This window comes from Trichocoleus sp. Lan, from assembly GCF_039961855.1.
Classification (GTDB): Bacteria; Cyanobacteriota; Cyanobacteriia; order Cyanobacteriales; family FACHB-T130; genus FACHB-T130.
Genome location: NZ_JAMPKA010000004.1, coordinates 257,962 through 270,342 on the forward strand (window position 1 = coordinate 257,962; position 12,381 = coordinate 270,342).

The 12,381-nt window shown below is 46.7% G+C and carries 10 protein-coding genes; 8 read left to right on the forward strand and 2 right to left on the reverse strand.

The window, feature by feature from the left end:
• Positions 1–82 precede the first annotated feature (82 nt).
• Complete coding sequence (locus NDA03_RS05620; protein WP_348237521.1) at positions 83–2,560, forward strand: tetratricopeptide repeat protein; 2,478 nt, start codon at positions 83–85, stop codon at positions 2,558–2,560.
• Between the two features lie 215 nt (positions 2,561–2,775).
• Here the strand turns inward: NDA03_RS05620 and NDA03_RS05625 are convergent, their stop codons facing one another.
• Positions 2,776–2,994 (reverse strand): hypothetical protein, encoded by a 219-nt coding sequence (locus NDA03_RS05625; protein WP_348237522.1) that lies wholly within the window; start codon positions 2,992–2,994, stop codon positions 2,776–2,778.
• A 213-nt stretch (positions 2,995–3,207) separates the two neighbouring features.
• Here NDA03_RS05625 and NDA03_RS05630 point away from each other — a divergent pair, with 213 nt between their 5' ends.
• The 7 genes from NDA03_RS05630 (at position 3,208) to NDA03_RS05660 (ending at position 11,543) form a co-directional block, all read left to right on the forward strand.
• Positions 3,208–4,293: an RNA ligase family protein gene (locus NDA03_RS05630; protein WP_348237524.1), complete on the forward strand. Its 1,086-nt coding sequence runs from the start codon at positions 3,208–3,210 to the stop codon at positions 4,291–4,293.
• Positions 4,294–4,459: 166 nt separating this feature from the next.
• Positions 4,460–5,818, forward strand: coding sequence for a sorbosone dehydrogenase family protein (locus tag NDA03_RS05635; protein WP_348237525.1), 1,359 nt, complete (start codon positions 4,460–4,462; stop codon positions 5,816–5,818).
• 33 nt (positions 5,819–5,851) lie between these two features.
• Positions 5,852–7,144, forward strand: a complete 1,293-nt coding sequence (locus NDA03_RS05640; RefSeq protein WP_348237526.1) for a pentapeptide repeat-containing protein — start codon at positions 5,852–5,854, stop codon at positions 7,142–7,144.
• A gap of 131 nt (positions 7,145–7,275) precedes the next feature.
• Entirely contained in the window at positions 7,276–7,779 is a 504-nt protein-coding gene (locus NDA03_RS05645) for a pentapeptide repeat-containing protein (RefSeq protein WP_190689496.1), read from the forward strand.
• 143 nt (positions 7,780–7,922) lie between these two features.
• Positions 7,923–9,707, forward strand: coding sequence for a pyruvate kinase (pyk, locus tag NDA03_RS05650; protein ID WP_190411446.1), 1,785 nt, complete (start codon positions 7,923–7,925; stop codon positions 9,705–9,707).
• Positions 9,708–9,951: 244 nt separating this feature from the next.
• Positions 9,952–10,887 (forward strand): ABC transporter permease, encoded by a 936-nt coding sequence (locus tag NDA03_RS05655; protein WP_348237527.1) that lies wholly within the window; start codon positions 9,952–9,954, stop codon positions 10,885–10,887.
• Entirely contained in the window at positions 10,884–11,543 is a 660-nt protein-coding gene (locus NDA03_RS05660) for an HAD family hydrolase (protein WP_190411444.1), read from the forward strand. The genes NDA03_RS05655 and NDA03_RS05660 overlap by 4 nt, the downstream gene beginning before the upstream one ends.
• A gap of 10 nt (positions 11,544–11,553) precedes the next feature.
• Here NDA03_RS05660 and upp read toward each other — a convergent pair whose 3' ends face one another.
• Positions 11,554–12,189, reverse strand: coding sequence for a uracil phosphoribosyltransferase (gene upp / locus NDA03_RS05665; protein ID WP_190411443.1), 636 nt, complete (start codon positions 12,187–12,189; stop codon positions 11,554–11,556).
• Positions 12,190–12,381: the final 192 nt, after the last annotated feature.

Here is a 12,381-nt window from a genome sequence, read left to right on the forward strand (position 1 = left end):
TGAGTTTTTTTAATTGAGCGTTTGCAGTAATGCCCTTCTGCTGAGGAAGAATAGAATTCTGCAAGGGAGAAGTTGATCGAGAATGGCTACTTCAGAAGATTGGAAGGAGAATCCTTATATTATTGGTCGCCCAATCTACGAACCAGAATACTTCTTTGGACGGGAGGAGCTTTTCCAGTTTATTCAAGACAATCTCAACAAAAGCGCTAAAGTCATTCTCTTACATGGTCAGCGCCGCATTGGTAAGTCATCTGTACTGTGCCAAATTCCTAACTTTGTCCATCTAGAAAAGTTCGTCTTTGTTTCCCTTTCACTTGAAGGTAAAAGCCAGAAGCCACTGAGTGAAGTTCTACACGAACTTGCTAGAGATATTATCGATCACCTAGGATTGCCCAAAGACAAGGTAACTCTGCCTACAAAATCCGAACTGGAAAAACAATCACAGGTCTTTGCTGATGATTTCTTGCCCCAAATTTATCAAGTTCTCGGCGGTAAGAATCTTGTACTTCTGTTGGATGAATTCGATGTTTTAGGCGACTGCAACCCAGATACAGCGGCTAATCACTTTTTCCCCTATTTACAATCCATCGTTTATCAGCAACCGGAACTGTTTATCATCCCAGTTGTAGGACGACGATTGACCGATATGCCAACGCTACTGGGTTTGTTTAGGGAAGCACCCAGGCACGAAATTGGTCTGCTAGACAGGCGGGGTGCAGAACGGTTAATTATCGAACCTGCTAAGGGTGTGCTGGAATACAACTCTGAGGTGATTGATGCAATTTTGGCACTCTCGGCTGGGCATCCTTATTTTACGCAAGTAATTTGTTTTGCTCTTTTCGCAAATGCCAGGGAGGAACAGCGTTGGCAGGTGACTCGCGCAGATGTCGAGAGTATTGTAGACAAGGCGATTGAGATAGGTGAAGGGGGGCTGGCATGGTTTCGGGATGGGTTGCCTATTCCTGAGCGGGTGTTTTTCTCAGCAGTAGCAGAAGCTCAGCAGGAGCGTCTTGCCAGTTCTACAAAAGATGGAACTTCAGACGGCGGTGTTGTTGGAGGAGAAGCCTTAAACCTGTTAAAGCAGTTTGGAGGAACTTTAGAAGGTGGTGTTGTTGAAGGAGAAGCCTTAAATCTGTTAAAGCAGTTTGGTGTTATCTTAACAGAACCATTGCGTAGAGCAGAGGAACAATTGCTCGAATGGAATTTTTTACAACACTTAGGGCTTGCCGGAAATCCGCTACCACTGAAACTTAATACTTACAAAGTAGCAGTTGAATTGGTTCGTCGTTGGTTAGTAAAGCGGTACTCCCTACGACGAGAAATATTTGAACTAGAGAACCTTGACCAAAGAGTTCATCACCTCTACGAAGTAGCAGCTCTAATGCGTCAACGAGGCGATACACTAAATGCCATCAGGTTCTATAAGCAAGCTTTAACAGCCAATCCTAACCACTTCAGTGTTTTATTCGATTTGGCAGAGGCATACTTGGATGTCCAAGAGTTTGACCAGGCTGTGGAACTTAATGAGCGAGCGTACAAAGTTGATTCAATACGGACTAAAGAGGGATTTATCCAGTCACTATTACTATCGGGACGTGGCTTAATGCTGCAAGGAAAGTTTGAGCTTGGGAGAGAGCAATTTAGTCAAGTATTACTCCTTCAGCCTAATAATCAGCTTGTTAAGTTCATAGTTGAAGAATTACGACCTAAGTATACATCTGAAATAAATAGTCAGATGTTTTTGTTGTATTTAGAGCAGGCTGTAAAACTCAGCGACGACCAGAAAGTAATAATTGAAGCACAAATTAATGCTTGGACAGAATACCAAAGAAAATTAGAGAAATATCGAGACTTTCTGTTGCAAGCAACTCATCAAGAAGAGCCGCTGTCATTAAATACTAGAAGTAAACTAGATGCTTTACCACGAGAATTAAGGCTCAAAGGAGAAGATGTAATAAAAATCAGGAAGCAATTTATACCACAGTTAGAAGCTGCTTTGGAAAAATCTAAGAGCCGCTACCGTCAAGAAGTTGAAAGTTTTGTTATTGATGGCAATATCTCTCCTATTGCTCGCAGAATTCTGAACGTGATGCGTAATCAGCTAGAATTGCTGCCTGAAGAAGCAAACGAGATTGAACGGGAAATTCTAAAACCTTATCAGGATAACCAACGAAAATTCGAGGAGTATTTACAAGTGTTTACTCAAGCAATAGAACAGGAATTTCCACTTAGTGAATCTAGCCGTAACGAGTTAAAACAACTCCAGGCAGTTCTCCAAATTGGAGACAAAGAGGTGTTTATAATTGAAGCAACAGTAGAAATCCAATCATTACTGAAGCAACTGGCTGAGGAATATTCGGATCAGAGCGCAGATGTACGACTCTGGGTTCTATCTAAGAGAATTCAGCAAGAAATCAAGCAGAATCCTACCCTTAAAGGTAAGCTGCTCAGCGCAATAAAACTGGGTGGTCTGGAAACACTGAAAGCAATATTGAATTACTCGCTTGCTGGTATTTCCAGTGAAACAATTCAAAGCTGGCTCGAAGTCGAAGAAGACTGATGGGTAATCAGGCACGCTCAACCTCCTTAAGTTATTTGCCAATAATAAAGACGAAACTATGATAGCGATCACATCCCTTCAACCACGCGATCGCTCTTGATAAGCTTGAAGCTTCATCTAGTTACAATTTTGGTTCAAAATTTTAGAATGCGATCGCTACTGAGTTCAACGCCCATTGTCCTGACAGCAGCAATGCACACTTCCTGACTTCGAGATTAAGCGGCAGCGGAGAGGTCAGCCACTACTGTTACCCGTCCTTTGAGTACAGAACGCAGCAGTCTGTTGACGCAACCTCTTTCTTCCTCATCCAAAGACTCATCCAGAGCGGCTGCCATCAGTCCATAACGGTCAGCCAGAGTCAGAATACCAGTTTCAGTGACAGAGGCTAGGATTTCAGAGATAGCACCGGGGAGCAGTTGGATTTGGGGAAGCATGGTTGTTGGGCGTCAACTCTACGATATTTAATATCTCACCCCTTTCCGTCCCGCCGCGCGATCGCTTCAATGAGTAACGTGTGAAAATTCTCAGCCTTTCGAGTGATCTGAATTACATAGGCACTCAAGGCACAAGCGGCTCAAGCGCGATCGCATCCCTCAACCAGCTACGCGATCGCATTTTCTCAGCTTCTTTCCAAAAAAATAAAACCGATGGACAAACAAGAAAGCAACTTCACCGGCTGGACGCATATCAGCTATGAAAAAATACCGGAAAGCTCGAATAATTGGAATTTAACAGAATCAGATTATCGCATTTTCAAGAAAACTGCCTGGGTGGTAACTGAAAAAATTCACGGGGCGAATTTCTGTATAATCGCAGACGGATCAGACGTTCGCTTTGCCAAGAGAAAAGAATTATTGCAGCCAGACGAAGACTTTTTTGGATATCAAACACTTAGATATAAATTAGCCCAACAAGCCAAAGATATATTCAAAATTATCCAGTTGGAACATCCGGAAACGTTTAGAGTTTCTGTGTATGGGGAATTATTTGGCGGAGAATATCCCCATCCTGACGTAGCGGCTGTTCCTAATGTACAGGCTGTCCAAACAGGAATCTATTATTCACCTAAAATTGAGTTTTGTGCTTTTGATATTGCTATTGAAGAAAATAATAGAACGGCAAAACGAGATTACATAGATTATGAGAAAGCGCTGAAATTATTTCAGCAAGTAGAAATGCAGGGTGCTAAACCGCTATTTACTGGAAAATACGAACAAGCGCTTGCACAGAAGATAGAGTTTGATTCTACCATTCCTGGCTTATTAGGTTTACCCAAATTGCCGTTTAGCAATCAGGCAGAAGGGATTGTCATTAAACCTGTAAGGTCGATCTATATAGATACTCCCAAGGGAAGAATTAGGCCGGTTTTGAAGAGAAAAATTCCAAAATTCGCTGAAGAGAGCCGATTCCATCAGGCAGAAAAATGGAGCGGTCAAAAATTAGCAACATCTCCTCACTATTTGAGTGATGACAAATGGCTACATGAGGCGATGCTTGCATTGGTTACAGAAAATAGATTGATGAATACTCTATCAAAAGTAGGCCGGGTTTCTGGTAAAGACCCAAAAGCAATAGACAAAGTTTTTCAATTATTTGTGAATGATGTAATAGAAACATTTAACGAATCTTATGAAAGCATTTTTAAAACCTTACCTGAGAAAAGTCAACAGACTTTAATCGAACAATTGGAGCAGGAATCCAAAAAATTGATGAATAATTACTTCAAAAAATAATATTTAAGGACAATTTTAGGGTCAGCGACCAACTAAATACTCGATCTGAATCTGAGACGATGCGAACTGACTTTTTCTGCGCTAGGCTAACGCCTCGCTTCGCATGAGCGCGATCGCTCTCCTGTCTTCAATGACTACCCTGGAATTAGAGTTCCCACCTTTTGACATGAAATCGATACGTTTCTTGCTGCTGCTGCTCATCCTGACTACAGCAGCCGCCTGTGACTCAACTCAGGCATCCCTCGACCCCCAGATAACCCAAGCAAGCCAACAACCGACAGAAACTCCGGCACAGCCGAACCAACAGCTTTCCCAAGCGGCGCAGACCAACAACGTGGTGCGAACCGAACCACTCACACCCCAACCGATTCGCATCACCCTCGATAACTTACCCAAACCCTACGCCAGCGACAGTGCCTCCAACTCGCCCAATGTGGTGCCCATCCCAGAAAACCCCACCCTGCGCGTCCCGGCTGGTTTCGTCGTCAACGTTTTTGCCGATGGATTAGATGCACCCCGTTGGCTGGCACTCACCCCGAACGGTGACGTGTTAGTCACCGAAACCCGACAAAACCAGATTCGCCTACTGCGCGACACTAACGGCGATGGCGTCGCCGATGTCCGCCAAACCTTTGCCAGTTCCCAAAATGGGGTAAATATCCCCTTTGGCATGACCTTTGCGGGCGGATACTTCTTCCTCGCAAACACAGGCGAAGTCCGGCGGTATCCCTACACTCAAGGACAACAACAACTCACCGGAACCGGCGAAAAAATCGCTGAATTAACCCCTGGCGGCTACAACCAGCACTGGACGCGCAACGTCGTTGCCTCACCCGATGGGCAAAAGCTTTATGTCTCAGTTGGGTCGGCATCCAACGCTTCAGAAGAACCCATCCCCCGCGCTTCTGTACAGGTGATGAACCTGGACGGTTCCAACCAGCAAACTTTTGCTTACGGTTTACGGAACCCAGTCGGACTCGACTTTCACCCCACCACTGGCGAACTTTATACCGCCGTGAACGAACGAGACGGACTGGGCGACGACCTGGTACCCGACTACCTAACCCGCATCCAACAGGGAGAATTCTATGGCTGGCCTTACGCCTACCTGGCACCAAATCTCCTTGACCCGCGTCATCTGGTCAACGGAAAGAGCAAACGTCCCGACCTGGTAGCGAAAACAAAGACGCCCGACGTTCTGTTCCAAGCCCACTCGGCTGCTTTGGGATTGCAGTTTTATGACGGTAATACCTTTCCAGAAAAATATCGCAATGGCGCTTTTGTCGCCTTTCGCGGTTCCTGGAACCGTAACCAAGGCACCGGCTACAAAATTGTCTTTGCCCCCTTCTCTAACGGGCGTCCTCAGGGCTACTATGAAGACTTTCTCACTGGGTTCCTGCTTGACCCCTCTGTCCCAACCACCTGGGGGCGTCCGGTGGGGTTACTCGTGCTACCCGATGGGAGTTTGCTGCTGACGGAAGAAGCCAATAAACGGATTTACCGCATCCAGTATCGTGGCTCTTAAGTAGTTGTTAATCGCGGCTCAAAGAACTGCCCCATGCGCCCAAAACTCGTTAATCAATTTGCTGTCCTTAAGCCCGCGAAGGCGGGCTTGGTTTGTTTAGCTGCGACTTCAGCCGTCGGAGTGTTAACGCTTGGCTTACCAACCCCAGCCCAAGCGGCAAACTCCAAAGACTTGCAGAAGTTACTGACGCTGAAAACTTGCCCTGGATGTGACCTAAAAGATGCCCAACTCAGGGGGATTAACCTCAGAAACGCCGACTTGAAGAATGCCCAGCTTGACGGTGCGGATTTAACGGCGGCTGACCTTTCGGGCGCTAAGCTAGAGGGTGCCCAGCTCAACGGTGCCAAACTAACTGCCGCTAATTTGGAAAAAGCGAACTTGAGACAGGCAAAATTGGCGGCGGCGAATAAGATTGTTGCTGATTTAACAGACGCTAAATTGCGGGGGGCAAACTTATATGCAGCGAACCTCACGGGCGCTAAGCTAGAGCGTGCCCAGCTAGCCCAAACTCAACTGAATTTTGCTCAGTTAGTCGGTGCAAATCTCGGACAATCGAATTTGATCGAAGCGAATCTTTCGGGTGCCAATTTAGGCGGGGCAAACCTAAAAGATGCTCAGATGCAAATTGTTAACTTAGCCGGTGCCAATCTTACAGGTGCCAAGTTGAATAATGCCCAGTTAGAGACTGCCAATATGGATAGTGTCAACTTGAGCAATGCTGATTTGAGTCAGGCTTCTTTGAATAATGCTGACTTGAATGGGGGAATTCTCACGGGTGCCAATCTGCAAAAAGGATCGCTGACAGCAGCTAATTTGCAAAGTGCTACGCTCACAGGTGCCAATTTGACGGGTGCCAATTTGACGGGTGCTGGTTTCAATCGTGCCAATTTGACGGGTGCTAAATTTAACGATGCTGATTTAACCAATGCCAAACTGCCGCTTGCCAATCTTACCAACGCTAATTTAGCGGGTGCTAACCTCCAGGATGCTTATCTGGATAGTACCAATCTCAACGGTGCTAATCTCAGCGGTGTAAACTTGCGCGGGGCGAATTTGCGGTCTGCCAATTTAAGCGGTGCGTCGATGATGGGTACGAATCTAGAAAGTGCCAATCTGACGAATGCTATTTTGACAGGAGCCAATTTGAGTTACACCAATTTCAGCAGTGCCGATCTCCGGGGTGCCAATTTAGGAAATACTAATCTGAGTTATGCCAACTTGACTCAAACAGATTTGGGTCAAGCTAGCTTAGCGAATGCCAACCTGACGGGTGCCAACTGGAAGGATGCTAAGCTCAAAGGTGTCATTGGATTGAATGGATATTGAGCGATCGCATTCTATCCCCATTGACTCTTTTGTTCTGATTTTGTGCATTCTATAGCGCGATCGCGCATGGCTACCAAGAGGGTGTTTTGGCAGTTCAATCGATACTCATTTCCTCAGTTGGCTAGCCTCCCATGAAACCAGGAATCCTCGCTGTTGCCCTGTTGATGCCTGTCTGCTTTGCAGTGCCGGTCAAAGCAGAGAATCCAGAACACGTTCAGAGATTATTAATTTATAAAGAATGCCAATTTTGTGACTTGAGCAATGTGAACTTAACTGGGTATGACCTCAGCGGTGCCAACTTGAAGGGTGCCAATCTACTCAATGCCAATCTCACCAGTGTCGTGCTAGCTGGAGCCGATCTTACAGCAGCCACCTTGGAAAATGCGAATTTGAACAATGCGGTTCTTAATGGCGCGAACCTCAGCGGTACGAAGATGCGGTTTGCGAACTTGCAGTATGCGAGTCTACAAGGAGTCAAAGCGAAGGAAGCATTTGACGTGACAGGTGCCGATCTCACCGGGACAATTATGCCTTCCGGTCTAGTTTACAAGCCGCTTGCTGAGGGTCCAAAGAAACCGGCACCTGAGACCGGGAAACCCCTCAACCAAGACCGAAGCGACCCGATAAACCCGTAAAATCAACAAGCTTTTTAGTATAATACCCACACAGTAGAGAGGGGAACCAGCTCCAAAGCCCTAATAGGAGTTGGAACAAATGTGATAGTATCCCTTTGCTTTCCTGTTACACGCAGTCCTCTTCTGTCCCTGAATTTTGCCCCATGCAACTGCGAAATCCCCAGCGCCGGACAAAAATTGTCGCAACGATTGGCCCTGCTACCAGTAGCCCAGAGGTCTTACGCGCTTTAATTGAAGCGGGGGCGACGACCCTGCGCCTCAACTTTTCTCATGGAACTCATGAAGACCATCAGCGGAGCATTCGCTTGATCCGCCAGATGGCTTTTGAACTGAATCAGCCGGTGGGCATTTTGCAAGACTTGCAAGGCCCGAAAATTCGTTTGGGACGGTTTGAAACGGGGTCTATCGTCCTGAATAAGGGCGATCGCTTCATCCTAACCAGTCACCCTGTCCCAGGCACCCAAGAAATTAGCTCTGTCACCTACGAACCTCTAGCAGATGAAGTTCCAAACGGGGCAACGATTCTCTTGGATGATGGCAAAGTGGAAATGCGGGTCGAGCAGGTAGACCGCACGGCGCGGGAATTGCACTGTCGCGTTGTCGTCGGCGGCCCACTTTCTAACAACAAAGGAGTGAATTTCCCCGGCGTCTATCTGTCAATTAAGGCGCTAACTGACAAAGACCGTAAAGACTTGATGTTTGGTCTTGACCAAGGGGTTGACTGGGTAGCGCTGAGCTTTGTCCGCAACCCCCAGGATGTGCTGGAAATTAAAGAGCTGATTTCTAGTGCTGGTAAGCAAGTGCCGGTGGTTGTCAAGATTGAAAAGCACGAAGCCATCGACCAAATGGAAGCGATTCTCTCGCTCAGCGATGGTGTCATGGTGGCTCGTGGTGACTTAGGCGTTGAATTGCCTGCTGAGGATGTCCCCATTCTGCAAAAGCGGCTGATTGCCACGGCGAATCAACTGGGGATTCCGGTGATTACGGCAACTCAGATGTTGGACAGCATGGTGAACAATCCCCGTCCCACCCGTGCTGAAATTTCCGATGTCGCCAATGCGATTTTGGACGGAACCGACGCCGTGATGCTCTCCAACGAGACAGCGGTGGGTAAATACGCCGTCGAAGCGGTGGAGACGATGGCGCGGATTGCCGTGCGGATCGAGCAAGAACAAATCGCCCGGAACGTCCGGGGTACGACTCGCTCGATCACGAATGCGATTAGTCAGGCGGTTGGTCAAATTTCTGAGCAGCTAGGGGCAGCTGCGATTATGTCGTTGACCAAAAGCGGTGCCACTGCCCGAAATGTTTCTAAGTTTCGACCTTCAACGCCCGTTCTAGCAGTGACTCCCCATGTAGACGTGGCGCGGCAGTTGCAGATGGTGTGGGGCGTGAAGCCGCTTCTAGTGCTGGATTTGCCTTCTGCGGGTCAGACGTTCCAAGCGGCAATCAATGTGGCGCTGGAGAAACAGCTGCTGGCTGAAGGAGATTTGGTGGTAATGACTGCCGGGACGCTCCAAGGTATCTCTGGTTCAACCGACCTGATTAAAGTTGAGGTGGTGACATCCATTCTTGGCAAGGGAATTGGGATTGGTCAGGGATCGGTGAGCGGTCGAGCGCGAGTGGCTCGCACTGCCAGAGAGGTGGGCAATTTCAATCATGGGGAAATTTTGGTAGTACCGGGCACAAATGCCGATTATGTGGAAGCAATTCGCAAAGCATCTGGGATTATTACTGAGGATGAAAGTCTAACCAGTCATGCGGCTGTGATTGGCTTACGCCTTGGGGTGCCGGTCATTGTGGGCGTCAAGAAGGCGACGGAAATGATTCGGGATGGGGCGATTTTGACCCTAGATATGCAACGGGGTCTGGTTTACTCTGGGGCGATGGCGGGGACTTCTCAGACGACTCCGGCACTGCCAGTTTAAGTGCGATCGCGTCTGTTTATCTCTCATAAGCGATCGCGCTTTCCCCCAAACCTTCACAATGAGGTAAAGAAAGTAAGGATTTAATTTTTACTACACGAGACCACAAAAAACATAACCTCCAGCCCCCTTCGCATCTCTCTTCCTGCTCCTAATAGGAGCGGGAAGAAGAAATTTTTTATCTGCAAGGGATCTTTCTCCCCTTCCCTTGCAGGGGAGGGGTTGGGGGAGAGGTTCCTCATTCAGCATGGACACTCTCAACTTTTTCACCGACTATCTAATTGCTAGCCTGCGCCTCTCGGTACCATTAGCCTTTGCTGCCCTTGGCGGACTTTTTTCCGAACGATCGGGAGTGCTAAATATTGGACTAGAAGGAATGTTACTCTCCGGGGCATTTGCGAGTGCAGCAGGAGCATTTTTTACCGGCAACGTTTGGCTGGGAATGCTTTTAGCAATCGTCGTCGGGGGATTAGTTGGGCTGCTTCATGCCTATCTGTGCGTTACCTTGCGGGTCGATCAATTAGTATCTGGACTTGCTATCAATCTTACAGCAGCGGGATTGACTTCTTTCTGGTCGCGTGTCTTATTTAATAGCGGTCAAGCGCAGCAGCTACCAGGCATTCAAATCAGCGGCATTCTCGGATTACAAAATATTCCAGTTATCGGTAATCTCTTGTTTAATCAAGACCCCTTAATTTACTTATTATTTCTGTTAGTTCCCCTGAGTACATACCTGCTATTTCGTACAAGTTTAGGCTTATCTTTACGGGCCGTTGGAGAATATCCCCGTGCTGCGGATACTGCCGGAGTTTCTGTCACTAAAGTGCGCTATATTGCAGTCACTCTCAGCGGCTGTCTTGCTGGTTTAGGAGGAGCTTATCTAACATTAGTTCACGTCAGATTCTTTGTAGAGGATATGAGTGCAGGAAGAGGTTTTATCGCCCTTGCAGCTTTGATTTTTGGCAGATGGCATCCCGTCAGCACGGCTTTAGCTTGCCTGTTATTCGGTGCTACAGAAGCTTTGCAACTGCGAATTCAAGCCTTTAATCTGAATATTCCCTATCAATTTTTAGTAATGTTGCCTTATGTCATTGCGCTATTGGCGCTAGTGGGATTAGCTGGCAAATCAACCCCTCCCGCCGCCCTCGGTATTCCTTACATTCCCGAAAGTCGCGAACAATGAGTCGATATCAGTTAATTATTTTTGACTTTGATGGCACTTTAGCAATTACGCATCCAGCTATCATATCCTGCGTTATTAAAACCTTCCAAACATTTAACATCGATCCGCCAGATGAAGAACAGATTCGTTCAGTCATTGGCGTTACGCTTGCCGAGGCTTTCCCGATTTTTCATCCAGCGATCGCGCCCGAAGAAATTCCTAGATGGATTCAAACTTACAGACACTTTTACCAAACAGAAGGTTTATTAAAAATCAATTTATTTTCGGGAGTGAAGCAAGCGATCCAAGCTGCATCCTCCGAGGGTTTGAACTTAGCAATTGTTAGCGTCAAACACACTAAATTTTTAAAGCTTGCCGTAGAAAAGCTAAAAATTAATACTGACTTCGATCTGGTTATTGGCGATGACGGACAAACGCCAACCAAACCGGATGCAAGATTATTCCACTCAGTCATCCAGCCAATTTATCCAGACATCCAAAGTAACGAAGTTTTAGTATTTGGCGACAGTCATGTAGACTTAATGTTTGCTAAAAATGCTGGATTAGATGCTTGTTGGGCTACTTATGGTTATGGCGATCGCGCAAAATGTTTAGCACTCAACCCAACTTTTGTCGTTAACGAGATTTCCCAACTGATTTCAATCATCAAATCCTAAGCGCAAATCGCTACTTTGTCCCGTACAAGCGATCGCCTGCATCCCCAAGTCCTGGGACAATATAACCGTGTTCATCTAATTTTTCGTCAATTGCAGCCGTATAAATAGACACGTCCGGATGTTCGCGGCGTAAGTGTGCAATCCCCTCTGGTGCTGCCAGCAAGCACAAAAACTTGATTGACATCGGGCTAACTTCCTTAATTCTGTCAATCGCTGCGACGGCTGAATTTCCGGTTGCCAACATCGGATCGACAACTAAAATATCTCGCTGTTCAATATCATTCGGAACCTTGAAATAATACTCGATCGCAACATGAGTAGTCGGGTCGCGATATAAACCAATATGCCCGACTCTCGCTGAAGGAATCAGTTCCAAAATTCCATCTAAAATTCCCTGCCCTGCCCGCATAATTGAGACAATCACCATCTTCTTTTCAGCAGCCAGCATCGGTGCCAACATGGGGGCAATAGGCGTCTTAATTTCTTCATATTTTAGCGGTAAATCTCGCGTCACCTCGTAAGCTAACAACATTCCGATTTCTTTGAGGAGATTGCGAAATTTTCCTGTGCTAGTTTCCGTTTTCCGCATCAGGGTTAATTTATGTTGGATCAAGGGATGTTCGATTACAGTGACTTCAGCATTCATTAATAAATTCCTCTCGAAAGATGCACAAAGACAAAGCCTACCTACGCAGGCTTAAAAAATAAGCAAAAATTCCTTTTCACTTGAGTGCAATATATAAAAGAACCTCACCCCCAACCCCTCTCCGTAAACGGGGAAGAGGGAATATTTAACCCCTCCTCGTAAGCGGGGAGGGGCAAGGGTGGGGTTAAACTG